Genomic DNA, 25,648 nt, shown 5'->3' with positions numbered 1-25,648 from the left:
TGACTGTGATCGTTCATTGGCCCTCATGTAAGCGATTACATGAGAACGTTAAACTTGAAGTCGATCACAATTCAGGGGCTTGACGATTTACGCATTGATGACGGGGGGAAGAACAGAATCGCGGATCACCAGATCCGCAGTGAAGCTATTCACACTGGGACGCTGGGTTGCGCCCTTAAAAAGCTGTATCGCCAGGTGCGAAGCACAGCGCGCCATCCGTTCAACGGGGTAATGCATTGTTGTCAGCGCGGGATAGAGATAGCGCGCCATCACCACATCATCGAACCCAACGATTGAAAGCTGCTGTGGCAGTGTAATTCCTTGTTGATGAAGGATGCGCATAATCCCGGCGGCCATCACATCATTAAATGTCACCGCTGCGGTGAAAGGGATGCCGCAATTTAGCAACTGATGCGCAGCGCGTTCGCCCCCCTCTTCATTGAAGGGGACGCTAATAACCCAGTTTTTATCTGGCGTAATGCCATATTCGGCCAGCGCCAGCTGATAGCCTTCCAGCCGCTCACGACGATCGATAATCGGTAAATCACTTGTCACGCAGGCAATACAACGGTGTCCTTGTTCCAGTAGATGTAGCGTGGCTGTTTTGGCTGCTTGACTATTTTCCAGCCATACGCAGCGATTGGCCATGCCGGCAATATAGCGATTCACGACGACCATGGCCGGGAAATGCGCGGCATATCGCAACAGTTCTTTTTCGGAGAGCCTACTGGCATGGACCACAATAGCTTCACAGCCCTGGTTGATCAGGAAATCGAGCCCGGATTTTTCCATTCCTTCATCGTGGCCACCGCTGCATACCATCAGCCGAAATTGCTGCTGGCGTGATACTTCTTCCACGCCTCGGGCAAGTCTGGCAAAAAAAGGATCGGCAAGATTGCCGGTCAATAACCCGAGCATGTCCCCGCTGCGTTTCGCTAATGCAATTGCGGCGGCATTGCGATGATAGTTCAGCTCGCGCATAGCTTTTTCAACACGCTCACGCGTCACCGGTTCAACCCATGCAGTTTGATTAATAACGCGTGAAACGGTTGCGGTGGATACTCTTGCTAACTCTGCAACATCCTTTATCGTTGCCATACCGGCTCTTTACCTTATTGATGCTTGAGAATTTGCTTATCACTGGTTTTTATTTGGAAAATTAACTATTGGCTTTTATTTATCATGACTTCATCTGACGTCTAGATTTGCATCAATGCCAGTTTAACGGCAAGCCCGGCAAACGCAACAGCAAAGAAACGCAATACCCAACGTTGCACAGCAGCATTAGCAACCACATGCTGGCGTATGCTGGCTGCACTAATTCCATATACGGTAAATACAAAGAAAGTCATAACCATAAAAATCAGGCTCATCTCCAGCATCTGAGAAACAGGTGAGATCTCACCTTTTATAACGAACTGCGGTAAGAATGCCAGGAAAAACATGGAGAGTTTGGGGTTGAGTAGATTGATAAGTATCGCCGAGGTTATAACTTGCCTTAAACTCTGTTTTTTAGTTTTACTAGCCATAGTCAGATTTTTATTTTCATTAAGCGTTTTCCATGCCATATAAAGCAGATATGCTACGCCCAAATATTTAATTATCTGAAGGGCCATTTCACTGGTATGCAGTATTGCAGCCAGTCCTGTAATAACTGTTAATATGTGCGGAACAATACCCAGCGTGCAACCCAATGCAGCAATTATACTTACGCGAGCACCATCTGAAATGCCCGTGGCGACAGTATAGAGTACGCCAGTCCCTGGAGATGCCACGATAATGAGAGTGGTAAGGAGAAACTCAAGCGTCATAATGAATTTCTCCCACAGACTTTTACTTCGGACTCGATGTAACGGGGCGACTGAGTCTGCGCTGCGAGGTTGGTACGGGGAATAATGCCATCAGCATGAATTATTCCAGTGTAGAGTCGTTCAACATGATTACGAATGAGGGGAGGGTAGAATAGTGACATTGGCAAATCTCTCTTCCGGAATGTTTCCAGCAGCATGCCGAGTGTCACGATTGGTGTATTGAATAAAATTGCAGCTTACTTTATCGCTGCAGCATAGGCGCCGGGCGTTATGCCATAAGTACGAACAAAAAGTCGCGTCATATGACTTTGATCTGCAAAACCGGCGGTATAGGAGGCATCAGTAAGAGGCATTCCTCCAGCGATAAGCTGCCTCGCCTTTTGCAGTCTCCGCTGGATAAGATAAGCATGTGGAGTAAGCCCTGTGACTGTAGAAAAAGCGCGTAGTAGCTGAAACTGACTCACGCCTCCCAGAGCTGAAAGCTCATGGAGTGATAACGGTAATGAGGGGTCATCATCAATACGCTCCTTTGCCAGGACAATTGATTTTGGTACGCCTTTTTTCTCAATACGCGGGCTTGCGAGTAAGCCTGCCAGTAAAAAGAGCAGGGTTTCTTCCTGTTCAATTTCGCTGTGCCCGCCGCGGGAATCCGTCAGAATTCGAAAGAGTGTCGAGAAATGGGCCGCAGGCTCACGATTACGAAATACTGGGCTGGATAGCTCAACGCAGCCAGAGCGACTTTCCGTCAGAACTTGCATGGCGCCGGACAAAACGGTGGGGTCGAAATAGAGCATGCGCCACGACCTGCTTTCTGTTCCCAAAGGTGAGCCATCATGGACTTCACCAGGATTAACGGTGATCACATTCCCCACTACAGCTTCTACCCTACCGCGCCCGCTCATCGAAACCTGAGCTCCACGAACGATTAAGCCAATGCCGAACTGATCATGAGTATGACGCCCAAACCGGAAGGACGTATCGGCAGATACCGCATGGACACCTGCCATCCCACATCGAAGGGTTGTGAAACGTTCTTTCTTCATCGAATTAAGACCGGGGTGATGAGTTATCAGTACATCCTCTGAGTATATCTACTCAGAGGCTAATCTTTGATTTTTTTTAAACTGAATGATTAACGTCTGTGAAAAGTATTATTTCTCTCACATACGATATTCAATCATCCCACTCTTTTTGGCAACCCAGTCATACAGTCTTTGTCCACGCAGGTTGGTTTCATGCGTGTGCCAGTATAATCTTGACGCATGGTTTTTTTGGGCTTGCTTTTGCACATACTCGATCAGCTGTTTACCGATATGTTGACCGCGCACTTCTTCGCTAACAAATAGATCTTCGAGATAGCAATAGTTTGATTCTGCCCAGGTTGAACGGTGAAAAACATAATGCACCAGGCCCACAATTTTACCATCATATTTGGCAACTGCACAATAAACTGGTTCGTCTGGCGTCAGAAAGCGCTCCCATGTTAATTTCGTTACTTCATCTGAAATTTTAGTACGATAAAATGTTTGGTAGTTTATCCATAAAGGAAGCCAGCTGGAGTAATCTTCTTGTTCTGCAGCTGCAATAGTAATAGTATTTTTGCTATTCATATATTTCTCCTGATATTGTATAAGAATAATGTCTCAGGAGTATGATCCTAGGGGCTTTATAAATTCTGGTAAAGAGACACTTTTTACCTATTGATAGGATCCACTTTTAGCATAAAGGTTAATACAATGAAGAAAAATAATGCACCTTTATTTCAAGGATTTGTTTTAGGAAAAGGTGTCGTGAAGGAACAGGTTTATCATGCTCTTCGTGAACACATTCTTGCAGGCCGATTACCAACAGGAACAAAGATGCCTTCAACCCGGGCGTTGTCCGAGATGATGGCAATTTCACGAAATTCAGTGATTGCCGGTTATGACAGGCTATTAGATGAAGGGTATATTTTGACCCGGAAAGGGTCTGGAACCTATGTTGCGCACAATATTCCGGATCGGAGTATCAGCAATAGCTATCCAATGATAGCGTCGGGGGAAGTCGTCGCGCCTGATGAACAGGTAAATGGCCAAAATAATCCTGTGCGCGATTTATGGTCAAATGAGTATGAAGGGCGCGGCATGAACCGTCTATTTGCGGTTGGTGTTGGCTGTACGGATCTCTTCCCGCACGCACTATGGGGCAAATTACTGCAACGGGTATGGAGACAATCCCGACACCAATTGGGGTGCCACACTCATCCTTGCGGATACTTTCCTTTGAGAAAAGCGATTTGTCGTTACATCAAAACAACGCGTGGAGTGAACTGTAACGAAGAGCAGATAATCATCGTAAATGGTATCCAACAAGCATTGAACATTACCGCACGAGCGCTGCTGTCGACAGGCCATGAAGTTTGGCTGGATGAACCGGGTTACAAAGGCGCACGAGGGGCTTTTATGTCTGTTGGCGCAATGGTGAGGCCGGTACCGGTAGACAGCGAAGGAATGAACGTCCGCTATGGTATTGATCATTTCCCTGACGCTAAGCTGGTCTATGTTGTCCCGTCGGATCAATATCCATTAAGTGGAACATTGAGTTTATCCCGGCGTTTTGAGCTGTTGGAATGGGCGAAGTCAAACCAGGCATGGATATTTGAAGATGATTATAATAGCGAGTTCCGCTATGCCGATCGTTCTTTACAGGCATTGCAGGGATTAGATGACAATCAACGGGTTATTTATGCCGGTACATTTTCGAAAATGATGTATCCAGAATTCCGTTTAGGTTTTTTAGTTGTCCCGCCTGGTTTACAAGAACAGATTATGGTGACGAAATATTTTACAGATCTCGGCACCAGCTATCTTGAGCAGGCAATGATGGCGAGTTTTATTGAGGATGGGCATTATGCCAGTCATGTGCGTCGAATTCGCAAGGCGTGTTATGAAAGAAGAACTGCGCTGGTCAATGCTATTCAAGAATACCTTGCTGATAAAATGATTGTTCAGCCTTCTGACTCTGGCGTTCATATTGTGTGCTGGCTACAAAACGGATTGACCGGAAATGATGTCGAGGAAAAAGCCAGAGCACTGGGGATGGGAATACTATCACTGAGCCGTTATTACCAGCGAGATATCACCCGACAGGGGATTTTGATTGGTTTTGCAAATCACCCGGCAGAGGCACTTGTTGATGGGATACGTCGTCTGGCTCAGGTTATTTAAATAATAATTTGTTCAGAACGTCTTAATGTTGTTTGCCATGCAAAGTATGGTTATGAAGCGTACTGCGAAGCGAGCGATTTTCGTGACTAGACATATCTGGCGGCATGGCCTTTTGAAACTTTTGACGCCTTCCTGGATGATGTAAAAAACATGCAAGAACAGACAGAACCGAGGCATTGATGGTGAGTACCTGACACCGCGACCGGCCTACGATATGTGGCTCAATGAGCGTAATTTCGATAACCTGAGACGGCAGATTAAACGTCCTGGTGAGCTGATGGAAAGGAGCAGGTTTGAGGTCATTTAAAGGCGACTCCCCAATATAGCCTTCAGGGGAGTACCATTTCGACTGAAATGAGGGTTTTCACTGAAAATGCTCACCTATGTCAATCTCATGATCAAGCATCTGAATAAGAAATAGTAGATTTCGGCTATCTTCTTTTTTGGCGCGGTTAGCTGGAAGCTCCTTTTTTTGATTGCGTTTATCATCTGGTTTGTATTGTTGTAATATAGATTTCACAAAAACACCACGATAAACATCATAGCTACTTGTTCCCATTCCTAAATGATGGAATCCTTTGAGTTTATATAAACTTACTGTTTTTATATTAATGCTTAATATTTGCGCAATTTTTTTCACTGATAAACCACATGCCAGCAAGAGTAATACTCTTCTCGGTTGCTTTCCTATTCCATAATTTGAAAGAGTCTGGTAAATATAGCTATTGACATGATAAATTAAATCATCAGTATTTGATGGAATAGGGTGACGATATTTTTTAATAATATCAGAGCTATCAATTTTTGAAATGATAAGGCTTGATAACATCGTGATGATTTGTTTTGGTGTTTTATGCATATATTCAATAAATTCAATATCTGTAGGGACAAAATAGAATGGAACTACGCGATCGGCATAGTTAAATTTTTGACCGAAAAATAGTATTCGTCGTTGCTGTAGATGAGGAGATAATCTGGATAATAACAGAATACTCTCATGTGGAAGTATTCCAAGAATTACTGGCGCAGTGGTATACACCTCCAATAATTCTACGAGTGATTGTGGTGAGAAGCAGGTCTTAATCTGGGTATCGGGAAATAGCTGGCTATACAACTCCTCGATTGCATAAGTTTCAGGCCATTGTAGTGCATATACGATCAGAAATTCGCTATAGCTAATATTATTCATCTTCTCCCCCCATTTTTGTATTCCGCATTATGACAAGGGTATGCCATATATCGTTGTTACCCGACATACCATTCCCAACTCGTGAACGATAAGATCCCATAATAGTTCTCCGGGGTTTTGCATTTGATGGGGGCGACTTTTTTATCTTGTTCTTCACTGATTCGATTATGACGCGTTCCACCCATATTTCATTACATGGATGGCGCATTCCTGGCTGTATCTGCTGTCGTGATCGAAAATGAATAGAGTTAGGGCGACTTATTATATATGATAACTGGAAAGAGGCCCTTCGTTTAGGCATCGCAAAAGCCTTAGCAATGTCGTTGCGATTCACCCATTTTTTTTGTTGCTGACACCATAGAGCAATAATTATGTATAGTGGTTGCTTTGAGTATTGTGAAACGCTGTCAGGTATAATTGCATTGTGATAGTTTTTATTTCTGAGTGATTCGTTTTTCATGCTATTATCCTATTTAAGACAGCGAGAGTGTTTAAAACGTTATAATTTGTTAAGTTTTTATATTGACTGATTTTTGGGTAGGGTTATATTAATGGGGTTGGATGTAAACATTTGTTTTAAGTCAATGTCCAGGTTTTGTTCGCTATGTTCTGTTGTGTCTGTACTTATGCTATCAATTAAATGGCGAATAATAACGTACAAAACTGGCATGCAATAGATGTCACCCTTCATACCTTCTTTTACTATTATCCTGCCACTTGTTCTAAAGCAACTAAAAAGAAGTTGTCCATTAAATTGATTATTAATTAAATCAATAATCAATTTAATTTCAAATTTATTATTATCTGGAGAGAGTAATACTTCCATTAGCTTTAATAATCGATTTATTTTTCTGTCACCAATAATTTTTCTCCACTGATTGAATTTGCCAACATTCATATCGCTTAATTGCATTTTTGAACGATGTAATACTTCTGCCCAAAACGTTTCCAGCTGTTTCTGTTGGATATTATTCATCAGTACACCATGAACCGTGTGCATTAAAAATTAAAATGTTTTTTCCATAAATTGTCCTGATAACAGTGTGGATAATATTAAAAGCAAAAAATATCAATCGGTAAAAGCAAAAAATATCAATCGATAAGATAGGCAATATACATCAAAAAGATAGATACAGGCTCCAGTGATTCTTACAAATAATTTAGTCATAGAAATCCCGTCACAAAAGGCCTCTGCATGGGTGGGTTACTGTGTCTGTAGTTTTTTAGCCAAGGCTGTAATGGCTGGTTTCATCAGTAATAGAGATAGATAGTGTATTAAAGGAAATATGATGATTTTTCCTATGTCATTGTTTTGTAACTGTATTTTGTTTATTTTTTATTGATTTCTGACGTGATGCTTAGCACTTTACTCGTTATTGTCGATCGTAAAGATCGATTTTACTTGTTGTAAACATTATATAAAAAATGATTAGGCTTTTTAGCAATGCTAGGAAGTGACGGTTGGTTGATAGCCAGGTTTTTCACAAACTGAACTACGCTCCCTGTTGACCGATAAGCAGAACAGTATGTCGGGTTTTATCTGTCTAAATTGCCTAAATGAACGGACTGAAAAATGAATAAAGTAAACAAGTTAATCTTATCGGCCTGCGTTGCTGGCAGTATGGTAAATGGTGCATGGGCAGCGGCCCCAGTTGGTGCTGATTATGGACATGGTACCCTGCACTTTACGGGAAGCGTGATTAACTCTCCATGCAGTATTGCTCCGGGAGACGAGGATATAGACGTTCCATTAGGTCAGGTTGCCAACAAAGTTTTAGAAGCTGGTGCTGGTTATTCTCTCACACAGCCAATCACAATTCATCTGCAAAACTGTGATCTAACTGCACATACGGGCGTAAGCAGCGGTACTGGTACCGTCGACTATCCTTCATTCTCTAAAGTCACCGTTCAGTTTGCAGGATCTGCAGATGCTAACAATGCCGAGTTGTATGCAAACACGGGTACCGCCCAGGGCGTAGGTATTCGTCTGATGGATACTATGGCGGGAAATGTTCCACTATTAGCGAATGCTACTTCGGCTGAGCATGGCCTGACATCTGGCGATAATTTACTGAAATTCGGTGCGCGTCTGGAAAAAAATGGTCAGGCTGTTGTAACGGGGACAGTTGCTGCTGATGTTACTTATGCATTGAATTACAAGTAATCTCTATCGATACAAAATCCAGACAAGACATTTATTCTAAATAATAGATATAAGATTATTGTATATGAGTATTAGACCTGCATATCTCGCATTGCTTCTGGCTATCTATTTTCCTGTGGTGAATGCACGGAGTGTTGAGTTTAATACTCATCTTTTAGATGCTGATAATAAGAAGAATGTCGATTTGTCAGCTTATTCTCAACAAGGTTATATTGCGCCTGGTGAATATATTTTAGATATTGTCCTTAATGGCCGAACGATTAAAGAGCAACAGATTGTTAATTTTTATTTAAATGATGATAAAAGTAACAGCTTTGCCTGTTTGACTCCGTCATTGATTGGACTGATAGCGTTCAAAAATGAAGTCAAAAATAATCTGTCCTTTTACCCTGGAACACAGTGTGTCAATCTTACTGCCTCCGACAGCAGTGTCGTTTATTCTCCTGATAACCAGACTCTATCTGTGACGGTGCCGCAGGCCTACCTTTTATATCAGGATGATGAATGGTCTCCGCCATCCCAGTGGGAGGACGGTGTCAACGGTTTTATTTTTGACTATAACCTGCTTGGCAACCGCTATATGCCACATCAAGGAGATGTAAGTAGCAATTACAGCTTATACGGTACGTCAGGATTGAATTTTGGCGCATGGCGCTTACGTTCTGATTACCAGTACACCACAACCAGGGGAAGTGGGGAAAATGAGTCATCACTGACTTTCCCGCAAACATACCTCTTTCGTCCTGTTCCTTCTCTCCAGGCCAGACTGGTGATGGGGCAAACATATCTGAACTCCGATATTTTTGATACGTTCCGTTTTAGCGGAGTGTCACTTACCAGCGATGAACGTATGCTGCCCCCGTCGTTACGTGGTTATGCGCCACAGATAACCGGAATAGCACAAACCCATGCCCAGGTCACTGTATCCCAGAATGGGCGTATTCTCTGGCAGTCTCAGGTACCAGCGGGTCCATTCGTTGTGCCTGGATTAAGTGAAACGGTCCGTGGAAATCTCGATGTTACCGTTCGGGAAGACAATGGGCAGGTACATACCTGGCAGGTGAATACAGCCAGCGTTCCGTTTCTTACCCGAAAAGGAAACGTTCAGTTTAAAACCGCGGCAGGTAAACCGCTGATCTACGCTGGCAGCAGCCACACCGTCGAGCCGTTTTTCTCAACCGGCGAGATGACGTGGGGAGCATTTAACAATACATCCCTTTATGGCGGCTTTATTGCTAGTGATGGTGATTATCGCGCACTGGCACTGGGGATCGGCGAAAATATGGGGGTATTTGGTGCCGCGTCATTTGATGTCACGCAGTCTGTAGCAAAGATACAAAACGAGTCTCAGCAAACGGGTTACAGCTATCGTTTTAATTACGCCAAAACCTTCGATAAAACGGGTAGTACAATCGCATTTGCCGGGTACCGTTTTTCTGAAAAAAGCTTTATGACGATGAGCCAGTATATAGACCGCTCGAATGGCTATGGCTCGTCACTGTCCGAAAAACAGAGCTATGTACTTACGTTTAACCAATCCATCAGCTCACTCGGGCTCAATGCTCTGTTCTCCGTGAGTCATCAGAATTACTGGAACAGTAATGTCAGTGAGAACTACACCGCTTCATTGAATAAGATCTTTAACCTAGGTCCTTTTCAGGGAGCAACCGCTTCACTTTCTTTGGGACGAAATCGCACATTACGTAATGAACAGGATAATCAAATTTATCTTTCACTAACCTTGCCCTGGGATACACAACGGCAGGTCAGCTACAGCATCCAGCATGATAGCAATGGACGTTTGAATCAGACCGCAACCCTCTATAACCGGCCATCGAATAAAACCTCCTGGAGCCTGGGGGTCGGTCAACAGCATGATGAAGGGCAGCAGGACGGTACGTCACTGAACGGAAATATTCAAACAATGACGCCATACGGTCAGGGTAATGCGAACTTCAGTATGCTGAGCCAGCAATATAAGAGCTTATCCCTGAACTGGTATGGCTCTTTCACGGCTACGCGTTATGGCGCTGCGCTTCATCAAAATATGGCGGGAAATGAGCCGCGGTTGATGATTGATACCGGAGATGTGGCGGGGGTGCCTGTTGATAATGATAACGGTACGACAAACCGCTTTGGTATTGCGGTGGTACCGGCTGGTTCAAGCTATGAACGCTCAGACATTGCTGTTGATATTACCGCCCTGCCTACAGATGTTAACGTGTCGGGTAATGTCATTAGTAAAGTGCTGACTGAAGGGGCCATCGGATATAAGAAGATTATGGCTACGAAAGGCGGTCAGTTGATTGGAACTATACGACTGGCTGATGGTTCGTTTCCACCGCTCGGTACACAGGTAAAAAACCAGAAAGGTAGGGTACTGGGCATTATCGGTGATCAGGGTTTTACCTACCTTTCCGGTATCAGCCATGAAGATCGCAATAATGTCAGCGTCGCCTGGTCACAGGGGCAGTGCAAATTACAGCTTCCTGAACATTCGGACCTGACATCGGGCGTATTGTTATTACCCTGCCATTAATGGAGATGAGTTGTGTTATCTAAACGTGTTTATAAACTTTTGGCATCGCTTGCTGTTGGTCTTTTACTGGTAAGAGCAGGGACTACTAATGCGGCTGTAAATATTGACAGGACCCGAATCATCATGGATGGTTCTGATAAATCACTGGCAGTCACGTTAACTAATCAAAGTAAAACACAGCCTTATCTGGCACAGTCATGGATCGATGATGCCAATGGAAAACGCTCAGAATCATATTTACTGGCATTACCACCTTTACAGCGAATTGATGCGGGGAAAAAAACGCAGGTCAGAATTATGGCATTACCCGCTATTGCCTCTCTGGCTAAAGACCGGGAGACACTTTTCTACTTTAACGTCCGGGAAATTCCGCCGAAAAGCGACAAGGAAAATGTGCTGCAAATCGCCCTGCAGAGTCGTTTGAAGTTATTTTATCGTCCTGACGGCATAAAGAAAAAAGCCAGCGACCGCGTAGAGGAAAAAGTTACGGTAACACGTCAAAATGGTAAGCTGGTGCTTAATAATCCGACGCCCTACTATATTACCTTAGGGTATTTAGGTGCTGATAATAAAGGGAGCTTCCCTGGTTTTGACAGTATTATGATAGCACCACTCTCCTCGTTGGATTTTAACGTTAAATTTGGTGGTAACTCATTGAATGTAGGATATATAGATGACTTTGGCGGGCTTAACATAAATCCGTATCGCTGTGCGGAAATGCTGTGTGTTTTTGAAGGGAAGTAAACTTAAATTAAATGGGTATGCACAACTTTTTGGAGGGGGGGAAATGCCAAGACTTGCGTTGTTTTTATTAGTTTTCAGCAGTGGATATTTACCATTGTCGTTTGCTTATGCAGCAGGGTGTCAGTTCAATGGTTCAGCTCAAAATATTTTTCTTAGTGTGCCACAGATGTCCATTCCGGCTGATACACCAAATGGCACAGTACTTTACACATCGCCGAAGACATCTATTAATCTGAGTTGTGAAGGTGAGACTTATGGGCAATTCGTTACCGCAGTAACTACATCTGATTTTAATTCTTATCTGTCAATAAAAAATGGAATTGCAACAACAATATACATTGACGGTAAGCCTTATGATCGTCAACAAGAAAATGTGATCGGTTTTACTACGGCAACGGGAAATAGCTTTAAAAAAAATCTCTCAGTCTGGGTGGAAATAAAAGTAGATTCATCAAAAGGAAAAGTACCTCCTGAAGGAACATTATTGAACGGTTCTTTCCAATCAATATATTTTCTTGTTGATAATAATTATTTTCTTCAAAGATCGATAATATCAATCTCAACACCAGACATTACTTTTATACCTTGTACGATGGAGGTAGCTGTCTCTCCCAACACCATTGACTTTGGTGCAGTTAAAATCAGCGATATGGAAAAGGGAATGAAGCTGCAAAGGAAATTCACAACGTTAATTCAGAAGAGTAAAGGCTGTACCATTGCGGTCAGCGCGCCATTTGGTATCAATATGTACTTTGAACCAGCAGCTCCAGGGATTAATGCTGATGGATCTCTTAACTTAAATAACGGGTTAGGATTATCTATTTCAGATACATCTGGAAAATATATTCCGTTTAATACCGCATGGAAGATTGATGATGTAAAGGTAGACTCAATCCTGAAGAATTATTTCACCGCGAATTTACAAAAGATATCGGGTCAGGACGTTAAGACAGGACCTTTTAGTGCGGACGTAGTGGTAAGGCTCAATTTTTACTGAGATTCCAGACATCTGGCTCAGAATACGCAATGAGTACCATAAATATAACAGGAGGCAGTATGACACTCCCTCCTGTTGCAAAACTACTTCTGCCGCGACTCAAGCCAGACCAGCGCCAGCGTGGAGAACGCGCACATCAGCAGAATGCCGACCAGCCAAAACAGATACCACATTGTGCATTCCTCCCTAGTAAAGTTCGTGGTTGTGGCGGCGGATCGTTTCTACCTTGATTCGCCCCAGCATCTTGTAATAACTCCAGGCGGTATAAAGCAGCACTATCGGTAGAAAAATCAGCACAATAACCAACATGATACTGAGCGTCATCTGGCTGGAGGTACTGTCCCACACCGTCAGGCTGGACAGGGGTTGCACGCTTGAAGGCATCACAAACGGAAACAGGGTGATTCCGGCGGTGAAGATCACGCAGGCCTGGGTCAGGGAAGCGCACAAAAATCCCCACACGGCCCGACGTTGCCCGCAGGCATAGATCGTGAGCATTGGGAAAATCATGCCAGCTAGCGGAATAATCAACAGCAGTGGTGACTGATAAAAGTGCGCCATCCACGTGCCCGGCGAGGTTGTTACCGCTTTTAATAGCGGGTTGGAAGGACCATTAGGATCCTGGCTAAGCAGCACAAAACCATCAATTCCTGTCCACAGCCAGTAACCGGCTAACAGAAAGCAGAGTACCACCAGCATTGCGCTGCGGCGGGTGGCGGACAGCGCGCGTTGGCGAACGATGCCATCGGTTTTTAACTGGAGCCACACGCCCCCTTGCAGAATAACCAGCATCAAGCTTAACGCGCCGCACAACAGGGCAAAGGGAGAGAGTAACTGCCAGAAGGTGCCCAGGTATTGCACATGCAGTTGCGGCGTAAGGATAAAAGGCACGCCCAAAAACAGGTTGCCGAACGCAATGCCGAAAATAACAGGCGGAACCAGACTGCCGATAACCAACCCGGTGTCCCATATTCTGCGCCAGCGCGCGTTGGCTATTTTACCGCGATAGTCAAAAGCCAACGGGCGAAAGAAAAGGGCGCATAGCACCAGAATCATCGCCACATAAAATCCCGAAAAAGCGGCGGCATAGACGCGTGGCCAGGCGGCGAATAATGCGCCGCCCGCCAGAATGAGCCACACCTGATTACCTTCCCAGTGCGCCCCGACGCTATTGATTAATACCCGGCGTTCGTCATCGTTACGCGCGATCAGCGGCAACAGGCAGCCGACCCCCATATCAAATCCGTCAGTGACCATAAAGGCCACCAGAATGATGCCAATTAGCAGCCACCAAATGAGCCGCAGCGTTGCATAATCCAACATGATTATCTCCTTTATCCCTGTTGTTGCGCCGGTTGTTGGTCCCGCATCGTATCTGGACCCAGACGCGCGTATTTTTGCATCAGGTAGACCTCTGCAATTAAAAACAGGGTGTAAAGCGTAAGGATAAGCCCCATGGAGAAGGCCAACTGGCTCGCGCTCAGCGCGGAGTGGGCGTACCAGGTGGGTAAAATATCCTGAATCGCCCACGGCTGACGGCCAAACTCCGTCATAAACCAGCCTGCTTCAATGGCAATCCACGGTAGCGGCAGACTCCATAGCGTCATGCGCAGTACCCAGCGATGCTGGTCGATACGCCAGCGTAAGGTTTGTATCAGCGCAATCGCCATCACCAGCAGCAGCAGAGAACCGCATCCAATCATGATGCGAAAGCTCCAGAACACGGGGGCCACCTGCGGGATGGCGCCGCGTTGCGCGGCTTGATATTGCGCGGGCGTAACGTGGTTCATATCAGGCGCGTAGTTCGCCAACAGGATGCCGTAACCCAGATCATTTTCTACGGCGTGGAAAGCCTTCAGCACCTGAGGCGTGCGGTTACCGTTGGCGATTTCCTGCAACAATAACCACGCTTCCCGGCCCCGCTGCAGGCGGGGGAGCGCGTCCGCCATCAGATTTTTGAGTCCCGGAACCGGGGTATCTAACGAGTGGGTCGCCAGGATACCCAGCAGGGCCGGTATCTTCACGGAAAAGGCGTTACGCTCTTGTTCCTGCTGCGGCCAGGCGATGACATGAAAAGGAGCGGGGGCGGGCTCGGTGTGCCATTCTCCTTCCATTGCCGCCAGTTTTACCGGCTGGAGCCGGGCGACCTCATAGGCTGAACTGTCACCCAGTTGCAGGGTGCCGAGGATAGCCAGCGTGCCAAAAACGGAACCCACCGCGAAGGAGCGCAGGGCAAACTCGCGATTGCGACCACGCAGCAGATACCAGGCGCTGATGGACATCACAAACACGGCACCCGTGACATAACCGGACATCACGGTATGGACAAATTTCACCTGGCTGACAGGGTTAAAGACCAGTTCGCTAAAACTGCTCATCTCCATACGCAGGGTATCGATATTAAAGTGAGCACCGGTCGGATATTGCATCCAGCCGTTAGCGTTGAGGATCCACAGCGCCGAGATATTGGATCCAAACGCGACCAGCCAGGTCACCAGTAAGTGCTGGTACTTGTTTAAACGCTGCCAGCCGAAGAAGAACAGCCCGACGAAGGTGGATTCAAGAAAGAAAGCCATCAGGGCTTCCATCGCCAACGGGGCGCCGAAAATATCGCCCACATAGTTGGAATAGAGCGACCAGTTAGTGCCGAACTGAAACTCCATGGTCAGGCCGGTAGCCACGCCGAGCGCAAAGTTAATACCGAATAATTTTCCCCAGAAACGGGTCATGTCGCGGTAGATGGTTTTGCCGGTCACCACGAACAGGGTTTCCATGATGGCCAGCAAAAATATCAGCCCCAGCGTCAGGGGAACAAACAGAAAATGGTACAGCGCGGTCAGCGCAAACTGCCAGCGCGATAAGTCAATGACGTCCCACATGCGAACTCCATCAGGCATTAGAGAGTGAATAGATAAAGAAGAAAACGTCAGACCCGCAGCAGAAAAGTACGCGGGTCTTATAGAGGGGAGTCAGGCAGGCGGGCCGGATGCCAGCCAGGCGCAGACTTCATCCAGGCGCTCGAGCGAGTCGAGCAGATCTTCCGGCGCAGCCAGTACCAGTTCCGGTAATGGACAGATCTCATAACTCTCGAGCAAAAGCCCTTTCAGGGTATCCAGACAGCGCACATGCCAGACATGGCGCAGCGCCGTGGCGTCGATTTGGCTCTCGCCGTAGCCGATGGTGCGGATCTGAATGTGCCCTTCGCCGCACAGATTGGCGAGGAATCGGCGATCCGCGTCGCTAACAGGCAGTTGGGTGAGGTTAATGCTATGAGGACGCGTGGCCGGATCGCGCAGGTGCGCCAGCAGTTCCTGGGCCAGCGTCAGGCCATTCATTAACCCGGCGATGGGCGGAGGCAGCAGGCTATCGTCCGGCAGCGTATTGAGTGTTGCCGCCTGCCACAGCGCCTGCGGCGCGCCACCGGCTTCCAGATGTTCCTCCCATTGGCCCTTGTCATTCTGACAACGCACTCGCCAGATGCCGCAGAAAATCGACTCCTGAATTTCACTTTCCCGGCCGTCAGCATGCTGGATGCGTGCTGAAACTTCGCCTTCACCGAGCAGCGTATTCAAAAACGTGAGATCGTCGGCGTTGAGCGTGGATAGATCCCATCTCAACACCTCCTGCCTGACGGGAATTCTCCGGGCGAGCTGGTGGCGTACATCGGCTAACAATGCCATCACCGCCGGGCTGTGCGGGCAGTTTTCCAGCATCGCCATGCTGGGGTCGCAGTTGACCTGGCAGGTGAGGGGCAAGGGATTCATGCTGAAGCTATCATCGCCCGGCTGCGTACCCGGACCCAGCAGATGAAAAAAGGAATCGCTCATCATGCAGACTCCGGCGGTATCTGTTCTTCAACTAAGGGCCGCATCAGGTTAAGCAGGTCAGCCCAGGGGTGGATGCCGCTGAGAATGCCGCGCAGCTCGCCGTGGATAAACACCAGTGTGGCCGGGAAGCGGAACACGCTAAAACGATCGCCGATCGCCTCGCTGTGTTCGAGGTCGGCCATGGCTATTTGCCAGGCAAACTGGGGAAACTCGCGCAGTAACTCGGCAATCATGACCGGGTTGTCGCTGACTTCCGGCGTGCGGCGGGGATCGCTGCTGAGCAGGACCACGCCATTGCCCACGCGGGTTACCCAGCCATCCAGTTCAGACGCGCTCAGCGGTTGCCAGCCACGCGCCAGCATACGTTGCCATAACGCAGAAAATGGGGTGTCATTTAACATATTGTTTATTCCTCCAGCGTCACGCGATACTGGCGAATACGCACGCCTTCATAGTTTTCCATCGACAGGCATTCATAGTTCAGGCAACGCGTTTCCTCGTTTCTCTGTGGCGCGATACCCCACGCGGCCAACTGCGTAAGCGCGGCTTGTTCCGCCGCCGGGAGCTGAGCGCGTGCGATGTCGGTCAGGCTGCCGCCATAGTCGTCCAGTTGTACCGGCTGCAGTCCCACGAGAGCGATGTGCGCGGGGAGATGGCCACGAATATCTGCCAGCGCCAGCACCTCGGAGAAGCTGTTCTGGTGCAGACTCATTTTTTTGGCGCTGAGATAACTGGGGACTTTGTCACCGGCGTAGGTTTGCAGGGTGCCCGGCGCGAGTCCGTAGTCGATGGCGTCCAGCAGCAGCAAATGGCTGGCCTGTTCAACATAGCCCAGCAGATTCAGCCCCTGGGTGCCGCCATCGACAATCTCTACCCATTCTGGCCAGTGATAGTGGGCGTACAGGCGCTCCGCGAGGCGAATGCCAAACCCTTCATCTGCCCACAGCAGATTGCCCAAGCCCATCACGATGACGTTCGGTTCGCTCATGACGCCTCCTTGTCGCGCTGACGTTTGGCAAATTTGTGGCTACGATAGCCGTTGACCATGGTCGAGATGACGGTATCGTCGGACATGATGTCTTCGCGGATAGCCATGTACACATGACCTATGATGAAGGCGGCGATGAACCACATTCCTAGCCGGTGCCAGCTGTGAATATCGAGAGAGTTGCCGCCGGTCCAGTAGAAAAACTCCGTCACATAGCGGAAGGGAGTGAAAATGGCGTACTGGCTATGCTCGCTGTATAAGGCAAAACCGGTCAGGATCATAAAAACAGAGAGCAGGAAATAGCCAAACATCGCCGCCTGCGCAACGGGGTTATGTCCGATATCCTCCCCTGGTTTCTTTTCCAGAAACAGATACCAGCGCACTACCGAAAACGCCCCCTGCCACCAACTGCGACGCCAGACCGGCACGATAAACAACTCGCGTGAATAACGGTTACCGACAAAGGCCCAGTAAACGCGCATCAGCAGTATCACCGTGAACACCATGGCGGCGGCGAAATGCGCCAGCCGGATGTCGCCCATATAGAACAGATAGGTGGCCTCGCCGCTGACCGATGGCAGCGGTCGGCCAATAAAGTATCCGGTCACCATCAAAACCAACATGCAGCCTACCGTCAGCCAGTGCCACAAGCGAACAGGCGCTTCAAACACATAGTGGCTGACGGCGGTATCACGCGCCTCCCCGACGCGTGGGGATATCTTTCCAGTCATCGTTCCTTTTCCTCAACGCTTAGCGAACCTGGACTGCGATCAGTTCGCTGCCGTCGTCGCCAAGCACGTGGGTTGAACATGCCAGGCAGGGGTCGAAGCTGTGCAAGGTGCGCAGGATCTCCAGTGGTTGATCCGGTATCGCCATTTGGGTACCCATCAGCGCCGCCTCGTAAGCGCCAATTTGCCCCTTTGGATCGCGCGGGCTGGCATTCCAGGTGGTTGGCACCACGCACTGATACAGATCGATTTTCTGGTCGCGAATCGATGCCCAGTGGCCTAATGCCCCGCGCGGCGCCTCGGTAAAACCGATCCCGCGGCAGTGCTGCGGCCAGCTTTCTGGCTCCCATTTTTCGGTATTCGCCGTCGCCAGGTTGCCGTTTTTCAGGTTGGTCATCAGCTTGTCGAAGAAATATTGCAACTTGCTCACGGCCCACTGCGCTTCGTGCGCCCGGCACAGAATTCGGCCCAGCGTTGACTGCATGCCCGACAGCGGCAGTTTGAGGGCGGACATCATGCGATCCACGGATTCAATCGTCGCGGCATCCCCTTTGTGATAGGCAATCAGCGTACGCGCTAACGGTCCAACTTCCATGGCGTGTCCCCGCCAGCGCGGGGCTTTAATCCACGAGTAACGTTCCTGCTCGTTAAGTTGCTGGATATTAATATCGCTGCCTTTCACATCGCCGGGGTTATACCAGGGTTCGGTAATGCCTTCGAAGGGGTGGCGGCCCAACTGATCGTCCGGGTAACGGTACCAGGCGTGATCGACAAACTCCTGAATTTGCTGCTGATCGGCGAGGTCCACAGGCAATACGTTGTTAAAATCACCGTTAATCACCGCGCCGCCAGGCATCAACAGGCTTTTGTCGCTGAAGTCGTTGGCGATATCCGGGAACGCGCCGTAGCTCAAAACGCATTTATCAGAAAGCCCGGTGCCAATCTGGCTCCAGGGTTTATTGAACTGACCGATAGCCAGCGCGTCAGGCACCATCACGTTGTTGATAAAGTCAGCGGTGCGGGTGATGATCGACTGCACCAGGTTCAGGCGTTCCATATCGACCGCGCCTACTGCGCCACTCTGATCGATATTGATAGCGCACGGCATACCCCCGACAATCCAGTTAGGATGGGGGTTTTTACCGCCAAACACCGTATGGATTTTGATAATCTCGCGCTGAAAATCGAGCGCTTCCAGATAGTGGGCAAAGCCCATCAGGTTAGCCTCTGGCGATAGCTTGTACTGCGGATGGCCCCAATAACCGTTGCGGAAAATCCCCAACTGACCGCCTTCGACAAATTTCTTCAGCCGATTTTGGACGTCAAAGAAGTAGCCCGGTGAGGACATCGGCCAGGCAGAAAGACTCTGCGCCAGTTGCGATGTGGCGCGAGGATCTGCTTTCAGAGCATTCAGCACGTCAATCCAGTCCATTCCGGCTAACTGGTAAAAGTGCACCAGATGGTCGTGGCACCACAGCGTGGCCAGCATAATATTGCGAATGATGTTGGCATTGTCGGGCACCTTAATGCCAATGGCATCTTCAATGGCGTAGACAGAGGCAAGGGCATGTACGCCGGTGCACACCCCGCAAATTCGTTCGACAAATGCCCATGCGTCGCGCGGGTCGCGACCCTGAAGAATGATCTCCAGTCCGCGGAACATGGTGCCGCAAGAAACCGCGTTGGTGATGATGTTCTGCTCATCAATGTTCACTTCACAACGCATATGACCTTCAATACGCGTAATGGGATCCACAACCAGACGGCGACCGGCATTGTTTAAGGTATATCCCTGGGTTTGATATGAATGGCTCATGCCTGTTTATCCTCATTATCTGACGACTGCTGTCTGGCGTCGGCTAATTGCTGTTTGTGGCGGTTGTGTTGGTTGACGGCGCTGGCGACGGCGTGGACGCCGACGCCGGCAGCCACGACGCCAAGCGCGGTGAGGCCCACGGTATCGGCGGTGGAATGCGTTCCCATCTGTGGAATATCAACCACGCGGCTGTAGAACGAACCGCGATCCCAGAAGCCGTTCTCTGAACATCCCAGACAACCGTGACCGGACTGGATGGGGAAGGAAACGCCGCCATTCCAGCGGGTGGTGGAGCAGGCGTTATAGGTGGTTGGCCCTTTACAGCCCATTTTGTACAGGCAATAGCCTTTGCGGGCGGCATCATCGTCCCAGCTTTCGACGAACTCCCCGGCGTCAAAGTGGGCGCGGCGGTAACATTTGTCATGAATACGCTGCCCGTAGAACATCAGCGGACGCCCCAGACGGTCGAGTTCAGGCAGTCTGTCAAACGTCACCATGTAGGTGATGATGGCGCTCATGACGTCCGGAATCGGCGGGCAGCCGGGCACTTTCACGATCGGCTTATCGGTGATCACTTTATCGATTGGGGTTGCCTGGGTGGGGTTAGGCCGGGCAGCCTGCACGCAGCCCCAGGAGGCACAGGTGCCCCAGGCGATGATCGCGCTGGCTCCGGCGGCGGCGCGTTTGAGTTTTTCCACAAAGGGTTTTCCGCCGCTAATACAGAACATCCCTTGTTCACCCAGCGGAGGATTACCTTCGACCGCCAGAATGTAGCGGCCGTGGTACTGGCGCAGAATGTCTTCAAATACCTCTTCGGCCTGCGTTCCGGCGGCGGCCATCAGCGTGTCGTCGTAATCGAGGGAAATCAGAGAGAGGATGACGTCTTTGGCGAGTGGGTGCGAGGAGCGAATAAACGATTCGGTACAGCAGGTACATTCCAGCCCGTGGATCCAGACGACCGGGATCCGGGGTTTGTTCTCCAACGCCCAGGCTATTCGGGGCGTCATTCCAGCCCCTAATCCCAGCGATGTTGCGGCGAGGCTACAATATTTAAGAAAACTGCGTCGGCTCACTCCCTTCCGGCGCATCGCCTGATAAAAGGTCTCCTCATTATTCGTATTCATAACACGCGTTTCTTCCCCCGTTGAGTTCTGGCGCACGCCGCCAGCGATATCTAAAAAAGCGTATCCGATTAGAGGAGAGAAACAATGCGAAGAGTGTGGTTATGTCCTATAGCGATATATTCGTGACTGTTATCTGTTTTTCACCGACCGGGAATAAAAAAACGCACAGGGGAGACCGCCCTGTGCGTCGGGTTTATCGCGGAAGAACTTAAACCCCAAGGCGATCGCGTAAGCTGTAATAGGCCGCCCCCATGGCGGTAAACGGAATGCGCAGGCTGCGGCCTCCCGGGAACGGGTAGTGTGGCAGGTTGGCGAATGCGTCAAAGCGCTCGGCATCCCCGCGCAGCAGTTCGGAAATCAGGCGTCCAGCCAGATGGGTACAGGTCACGCCGTGACCGCTGTAACCCTGCATATAGTAAATATTGGTATCAAGACGGCCGAACTGCGGCATACGTGATAACGTCAACAGGAAATTACCGGTCCAGCGGTAATCAATTTTTACCCCCCGCAATTGCGGGAAGGTCTTCAGCAGATTCGGCATCACCAGGCGTTCAATATCGTTCGGATCGCGTGCGCCGTAGACCACGCCGCCGCCGTACAGCAGGCGGTTATCGCCGGTCAGACGGTAGTAATCCAGCAGGTAGTTACAATCTTCCACACAGTAGTTTTTCGGGATCAGCGAACGCGCCATTTCAGCGGACAGCGGTTCGGTGGTTAACACCTGGGTGCCGCACGGCATGCTGCTTTTGGCCAGCGCAGGTTCCAGTTTATCGCCGAGGTAGGCGTTGCCCGCGACGATCACAAAGCGGGCTGTCACCTGGCCTTTTTCCGTGCTGACCACCGCCGGGCTGGTGTGTTGAATACGGGTGACCGGCGACTGTTCGAAGATGCGTCCGCCGTTCAGACGAATGGCGTTAGCTTCGCCAATCGCCAGATTGAGCGGATGAATATGGCCACCGCTGTGGTCGAGCAGCGCGCCGACATAGCGATCGCTACTGACTTCGCGGCGAATTTCGCTGCTGTCTAACAGTTCAAGCTGTGTGTTGCCGTAGCGTTCCCAGTTCGACTTCTGCTCTTCCAGCGTTTCCATCTGCTTATGGTTTAGCGCCACAAACAGCCCGCCAGGACGATAATCGCAGTCAATCTGATAACGTTTAATGCGTTCGCGAATGATATCGCCGCCTTCAAACATCATGCTGCCGAGCATTTTGGCGGCGTCCGGGCCGTAGCTGCGTTCGATAACATCAATATCGCGACTGTAAGAGTTAACCAACTGGCCGCCGTTGCGTCCGCTGGCGCCAAAACCAATTCGTGCGGATTCCAGTAGCACCACGTCGTAACCCATTTCCGCTAAATGCAGGGCGGAGGAGAGTCCGGTATAGCCGCCGCCCACGACACAGACATCACAGCTAACTGATTCGCTAAGGGTGGGAAACGGTTCGTACTGATTGGCGCTTGCGGCGTAATAACTGCTGGTATGTTCAGTCATGATTAAGGCTCCAGGGAGATCCAAATGGTTTTCAGTTCGCTAAATTTTTCCAGGGCATGCAGGGACTTATCGCGCCCGTTTCCGCTTTGCTTATAACCGCCGAACGGTACGGTCATATCACCGTCGTTGTAGTTATTCACGAAGACTGAACCGGCCTTCAGGCGACGACTCATGCGATGGGCGCGCGACAAATCGCGGGTCCAGACCGCGGCGCCCAGGCCGTAGTCGCTGTCGTTGGCCAGCGCCAGGGCTTCGGCTTCGCTGCTAAAACGGGTGATGACCAGTACCGGGCCGAAGATCTCATCGCGGCTGACGTGGGCTTGCGGCGCGGTATTGACAAAAATCGTCGGGCCGATAGCCGCCGGATGAACATGGCTGCGGCCATCCAGCGCCAGCGTGCCTTGCGTTTCACCGTCGCGAATAAAGGTGTCCACGGTGTCGGCATGCGCATTGTCGATAAGCGTGCCCATCGTGGTTTCAGGATCGAGCGGGTTGCCCGGCTGCCAGTTTTTCGCCTGCTCTTTCAACAGCGCGATAAATTCGTCGGCAATACTCTCTTCCAGCAGCAGACGCGTACCGGCGATACAGACCTGACCCTGGTTGTAGAAAATGCCTGCCGCGGCAGTGGCGGCGGCTTTCGCTAGATCCGGGCAGTCGGCAAACACGATGTTGGCGCTTTTACCGCCAGCTTCCAGCCACACGCGTTTCATGTTGCTGTCGCCAGCATCTTTTAGCAGTTGCTTGCCGGTGCGGGTTGAGCCAGTAAAAGTGATCACATCGACATCCGGATGTTGTGACAACGCCTGGCCCGCTTCATGACCATACCCGCTAACCACGCTGAGAACGCCATCGGGCAAACCCGCTTTTTTAGCCAGTGCCGCAAGACGTATGGCGGTCAGCGGGGACTTCTCCGAGGGTTTGAGGATCACGCTGTTACCGGCGGCCAGCGCGGGGCCAAGTTTCCAACAGGCCAGTAGCAGGGGAAAGTTCCACGGAACGATAGCCGCGATTACGCCCACCGGTTCGCGCACAATCAGCGCCAGATCGTTTACCGAGGTGGTGGCAACTTCGCCATAGACTTTATCAATAGCTTCGGCGTACCAACGAATGGCGCGCGCCGCGCCTGGAATATCATCACGCAGGCTATGGCGAATCGGTTTACCGGTGTCGAGCGTTTCCAGTAGCGCCAGCTCCTCGTGATGCTGCTCCATTAAATCTGCAAGCTTGTGGAGAACCGCCTTGCGCTCTGCGGGTGTTGCCTGCGACCAGTCACCGCGTTCAAAGACGGCGCGGGCTGCGGTGACCGCACGATCCACATCCGCTTTTTTGCCGCGGGCGACTTTGGCGAGTGGGCGCTGGCCGGCCGGATCCTGAGTAATAAAGGTTTCGTTATCGGCGGCGGCGCAATATTCGCCGTTAATAAATAAACGGGTTTCCGGCGAATAATGACTGGCTTTCTCACGCCAATATTTAAGGTTCTGAAAGTTCATAGCTACTCCTTTTATATCAATAAGATAAAGTTCGTTGCTGATCTTTTTCAGGCAAAATCAGGCTGCACGATGCCCCAGGGATTTACCCTGTTAATGCGCGTTATTTAAGAAGGCCTGAGAAACTCAGGCCGCTACTTATTAGAATGTGGTGGGAGTGTGGGCACTGATAATGCGGCAGATCCCTGCCGAGGTGTTGCTGAAGCTGTGTGGAATGCCGGTGTTAATGGCATAACTTTGCCCTGCAACAAGATGATACGTTTGACCGTTGATGGTCAAAACGACTTCACCTTCCAGTATTGTCCCAATCTCTTCACCCTGGTGTTTAATTCTCTCCCCGGTTGTCGTGCCTGGCTGATAGGTTTCAAACATCATTGCCAGCGTACGATTCGGATTTCCGTTGTGAACTAACTTCATGGATACTCCCTGACTCCCGATCTCAATCAAATCATCCTGATTGATAACCACCTGCGGTTCGTCAGGCTTTTCCGGTTCCGCGAAGAACTCGGAGAGCGACAGCCCATATACTTTCAATAGCTTTTGCAGCGTACTGATGGCAGGACTGACTTTGTCCTGCTCTATGGTACTGATGGCGCTATGCGTCAACCCAGACAGTTCGGCGGCACGACGTTGCGAAAGACCCAATTGCTGGCGGATCTCTGACAAACGTTTACCCGGCGCCAGGCCGTCATCGCTCATAATTGCATTTCCTTAACAGTAGTGGTCAGAGTCGCTGTTTTTCAGCGAGGTGGTTCTGACAAGCGGTGATAAAACCTTCAAGTAACAAACGCGACAGGGCGTATTCGCTACTGTTCCATTCCGGGTGCCACTGCACGCCGAGCGCGAAAGGATGGTCGTGAACGCTGGCCGCTTCCACTAATCCATCCTGCGATCGTGCTTCCACACGCAGCTGCGGGCCAAGCGTTTTTGCGCCCTGACCATGTAAGGAGTTAACCCAAAACGTGCTGCAACCTGGTATTAATTGCGACAGCAATCCTCCCTGTTGAACCTGGACTTCATGAGATGGGGCGTATTGCTGCTCCACCGGGAGTTCCGCATCTTCACGATGTTCCAGGAACTGTGAGTGATCGCACAGGCGACGATACAGAGTCCCGCCAGTGGCGACAACTAATTCCTGTAAGCCCCGGCAGATGGCGAAAATGGGAATGCGCCTTTCGAGCCCGGCGGTAATTAGCGCCATGCTCAGAAGATCACGCCCCGGATCGGCGTCAGACTCATCGCCATTTTCACCATAGAGGTGCGGTTGCACATTGCTTGGGCTTCCAGGCAGGAAGATACCATCCAGTTTTGGTAACAGCGCATTCAGTAATTCTGGCTCCGCGAGCGCATGAGGTAACGCTATCGGTAATCCACCGGCATTCAAAACCGCATTCAGGTACTTTTCTTGCAGAGTCTGGGTCTCATGACCCTTAAGCCTGTTCCTACACATCACTACACCAATAACTGGCTTGTCAAATATATTGCCCATGATCGACCTCACGTTTTGGAATAAATTATTGCCAAACGGTTCCTTGTTGT

The 25,648-nt window shown here is 49.6% G+C and carries 25 protein-coding genes; 5 read left to right on the top strand and 20 right to left on the bottom strand.

Annotation, left to right across the window (positions count from 1 at the left end; all coding sequences use genetic code 11):
- Positions 1 to 87: 87 nt before the first annotated feature.
- The 4 genes from FDW97_RS12800 to FDW97_RS12785 form a co-directional block, all read right to left on the bottom strand.
- Complete coding sequence (locus tag FDW97_RS12800; RefSeq protein ID WP_038637887.1) at positions 88 to 1,098, bottom strand: LacI family DNA-binding transcriptional regulator; 1,011 nt, start codon at positions 1,096 to 1,098, stop codon at positions 88 to 90.
- Positions 1,099 to 1,199: 101 nt separating this feature from the next.
- A complete protein-coding gene (locus FDW97_RS12795; RefSeq protein ID WP_137351125.1) occupies positions 1,200 to 1,811 on the bottom strand; it encodes a LysE family translocator in 612 nt (203 codons plus the stop codon).
- Positions 1,812 to 2,047: 236 nt separating this feature from the next.
- On the bottom strand, positions 2,048 to 2,854 hold the full coding sequence (locus FDW97_RS12790; protein WP_137351124.1) for an AraC family transcriptional regulator: 807 nt from the start codon (positions 2,852 to 2,854) through the stop codon (positions 2,048 to 2,050).
- 117 nt (positions 2,855 to 2,971) lie between these two features.
- Positions 2,972 to 3,421, bottom strand: a complete 450-nt coding sequence (locus tag FDW97_RS12785; protein WP_038637894.1) for a GNAT family N-acetyltransferase — start codon at positions 3,419 to 3,421, stop codon at positions 2,972 to 2,974.
- A gap of 126 nt (positions 3,422 to 3,547) precedes the next feature.
- Here FDW97_RS12785 and FDW97_RS12780 point away from each other — a divergent pair, with 126 nt between their 5' ends.
- The gene (locus FDW97_RS12780) at positions 3,548 to 5,017 is read left to right on the top strand and encodes a PLP-dependent aminotransferase family protein (RefSeq protein ID WP_137351123.1); all 1,470 of its coding nucleotides are present in this window, start codon (positions 3,548 to 3,550) and stop codon (positions 5,015 to 5,017) included.
- Between the two features lie 364 nt (positions 5,018 to 5,381).
- Here the strand turns inward: FDW97_RS12780 and FDW97_RS12770 are convergent, their stop codons facing one another.
- From FDW97_RS12770 to FDW97_RS12760, 3 genes are read right to left on the bottom strand one after another with little or no spacing between them, the layout of a single operon-like run.
- A complete protein-coding gene (locus FDW97_RS12770; protein ID WP_137351122.1) occupies positions 5,382 to 6,206 on the bottom strand; it encodes a LuxR C-terminal-related transcriptional regulator in 825 nt (274 codons plus the stop codon).
- The gene (locus tag FDW97_RS12765; protein ID WP_085047697.1) at positions 6,199 to 6,666 is read right to left on the bottom strand and encodes a CaiF/GrlA family transcriptional regulator; all 468 of its coding nucleotides are present in this window, start codon (positions 6,664 to 6,666) and stop codon (positions 6,199 to 6,201) included. The genes FDW97_RS12770 and FDW97_RS12765 overlap by 8 nt, the downstream gene beginning before the upstream one ends.
- A gap of 57 nt (positions 6,667 to 6,723) precedes the next feature.
- Positions 6,724 to 7,182, bottom strand: a complete 459-nt coding sequence (locus FDW97_RS12760) for a hypothetical protein (RefSeq protein ID WP_223229535.1) — start codon at positions 7,180 to 7,182, stop codon at positions 6,724 to 6,726.
- Between the two features lie 597 nt (positions 7,183 to 7,779).
- On the opposite strand from FDW97_RS12760, the gene FDW97_RS12755 reads away from it, so the two are divergent.
- The 4 genes from FDW97_RS12755 (at position 7,780) to FDW97_RS12740 (ending at position 12,650) form a co-directional block, all read left to right on the top strand.
- Positions 7,780 to 8,370 (top strand): fimbrial protein, encoded by a 591-nt coding sequence (locus FDW97_RS12755; RefSeq protein WP_085047696.1) that lies wholly within the window; start codon positions 7,780 to 7,782, stop codon positions 8,368 to 8,370.
- 70 nt (positions 8,371 to 8,440) lie between these two features.
- A complete protein-coding gene (locus FDW97_RS12750) occupies positions 8,441 to 10,909 on the top strand; it encodes a fimbria/pilus outer membrane usher protein (protein WP_233638877.1) in 2,469 nt (822 codons plus the stop codon).
- 12 nt (positions 10,910 to 10,921) lie between these two features.
- Positions 10,922 to 11,653 (top strand): fimbria/pilus periplasmic chaperone, encoded by a 732-nt coding sequence (locus FDW97_RS12745; protein ID WP_137351121.1) that lies wholly within the window; start codon positions 10,922 to 10,924, stop codon positions 11,651 to 11,653.
- A gap of 43 nt (positions 11,654 to 11,696) precedes the next feature.
- Positions 11,697 to 12,650 (top strand): fimbrial protein, encoded by a 954-nt coding sequence (locus FDW97_RS12740; RefSeq protein WP_137351120.1) that lies wholly within the window; start codon positions 11,697 to 11,699, stop codon positions 12,648 to 12,650.
- Positions 12,651 to 12,733: 83 nt separating this feature from the next.
- Here FDW97_RS12740 and cbdX read toward each other — a convergent pair whose 3' ends face one another.
- The 13 genes from cbdX to puuD all read right to left on the bottom strand — a co-directional run bounded on the left by cbdX (position 12,734) and on the right by puuD (position 25,598).
- Complete coding sequence (gene cbdX, locus FDW97_RS12735; protein ID WP_069323885.1) at positions 12,734 to 12,823, bottom strand: cytochrome bd-II oxidase subunit CbdX; 90 nt, start codon at positions 12,821 to 12,823, stop codon at positions 12,734 to 12,736.
- A 13-nt stretch (positions 12,824 to 12,836) separates the two neighbouring features.
- On the bottom strand, positions 12,837 to 13,973 hold the full coding sequence (gene appB, locus FDW97_RS12730) for a cytochrome d ubiquinol oxidase subunit II (protein WP_137351119.1): 1,137 nt from the start codon (positions 13,971 to 13,973) through the stop codon (positions 12,837 to 12,839).
- Positions 13,974 to 13,984: 11 nt separating this feature from the next.
- Entirely contained in the window at positions 13,985 to 15,529 is a 1,545-nt protein-coding gene (appC, locus tag FDW97_RS12725) for a cytochrome bd-II oxidase subunit 1 (RefSeq protein ID WP_137351118.1), read from the bottom strand.
- A gap of 90 nt (positions 15,530 to 15,619) precedes the next feature.
- Positions 15,620 to 16,477, bottom strand: a complete 858-nt coding sequence (locus tag FDW97_RS12720) for a hydrogenase expression/formation protein (protein ID WP_137351155.1) — start codon at positions 16,475 to 16,477, stop codon at positions 15,620 to 15,622.
- On the bottom strand, positions 16,477 to 16,878 hold the full coding sequence (hyaE, locus tag FDW97_RS12715; protein ID WP_085047690.1) for a hydrogenase-1 operon protein HyaE: 402 nt from the start codon (positions 16,876 to 16,878) through the stop codon (positions 16,477 to 16,479). Before hyaE ends, FDW97_RS12720 begins: the two co-directional genes overlap by 1 nt.
- 5 nt (positions 16,879 to 16,883) lie before the next feature.
- Positions 16,884 to 17,465 carry a hydrogenase 1 maturation protease gene (hyaD, locus tag FDW97_RS12710; RefSeq protein WP_085047689.1) on the bottom strand — a complete coding sequence of 194 codons (582 nt, stop codon included), beginning with the start codon at positions 17,463 to 17,465 and terminating at the stop codon, positions 16,884 to 16,886.
- The gene (gene hyaC, locus FDW97_RS12705) at positions 17,462 to 18,196 is read right to left on the bottom strand and encodes a Ni/Fe-hydrogenase b-type cytochrome subunit (RefSeq protein ID WP_069323888.1); all 735 of its coding nucleotides are present in this window, start codon (positions 18,194 to 18,196) and stop codon (positions 17,462 to 17,464) included. Before hyaC ends, hyaD begins: the two co-directional genes overlap by 4 nt.
- 19 nt (positions 18,197 to 18,215) lie before the next feature.
- Positions 18,216 to 20,009: a Ni/Fe-hydrogenase large subunit gene (hyaB, locus tag FDW97_RS12700; RefSeq protein ID WP_038637915.1), complete on the bottom strand. Its 1,794-nt coding sequence runs from the start codon at positions 20,007 to 20,009 to the stop codon at positions 18,216 to 18,218.
- Positions 20,006 to 21,133, bottom strand: a complete 1,128-nt coding sequence (gene hyaA, locus FDW97_RS12695; RefSeq protein WP_071888112.1) for a hydrogenase 1 small subunit — start codon at positions 21,131 to 21,133, stop codon at positions 20,006 to 20,008. The genes hyaB and hyaA overlap by 4 nt, the downstream gene beginning before the upstream one ends.
- A gap of 208 nt (positions 21,134 to 21,341) precedes the next feature.
- Positions 21,342 to 22,622, bottom strand: a complete 1,281-nt coding sequence (locus tag FDW97_RS12690) for an FAD-binding oxidoreductase (protein ID WP_038637921.1) — start codon at positions 22,620 to 22,622, stop codon at positions 21,342 to 21,344.
- A gap of 2 nt (positions 22,623 to 22,624) precedes the next feature.
- On the bottom strand, positions 22,625 to 24,112 hold the full coding sequence (gene puuC / locus FDW97_RS12685; RefSeq protein ID WP_110498671.1) for an aldehyde dehydrogenase PuuC: 1,488 nt from the start codon (positions 24,110 to 24,112) through the stop codon (positions 22,625 to 22,627).
- 138 nt (positions 24,113 to 24,250) lie between these two features.
- Complete coding sequence (gene puuR / locus FDW97_RS12680) at positions 24,251 to 24,808, bottom strand: HTH-type transcriptional regulator PuuR (protein WP_038637926.1); 558 nt, start codon at positions 24,806 to 24,808, stop codon at positions 24,251 to 24,253.
- Between the two features lie 25 nt (positions 24,809 to 24,833).
- The gene (gene puuD, locus FDW97_RS12675) at positions 24,834 to 25,598 is read right to left on the bottom strand and encodes a gamma-glutamyl-gamma-aminobutyrate hydrolase (RefSeq protein ID WP_003838709.1); all 765 of its coding nucleotides are present in this window, start codon (positions 25,596 to 25,598) and stop codon (positions 24,834 to 24,836) included.
- Positions 25,599 to 25,648: the final 50 nt, after the last annotated feature.

The sequence above is a fragment of the Citrobacter sp. wls708 genome (assembly GCF_005281255.1).
In the GTDB taxonomy this organism is placed as follows: Bacteria; Pseudomonadota; Gammaproteobacteria; order Enterobacterales; family Enterobacteriaceae; genus Citrobacter; species Citrobacter werkmanii.
The sequence above is the reverse complement of the archived record's forward strand: the minus strand, read 5'-3'. Positions and strand labels throughout refer to the sequence as shown.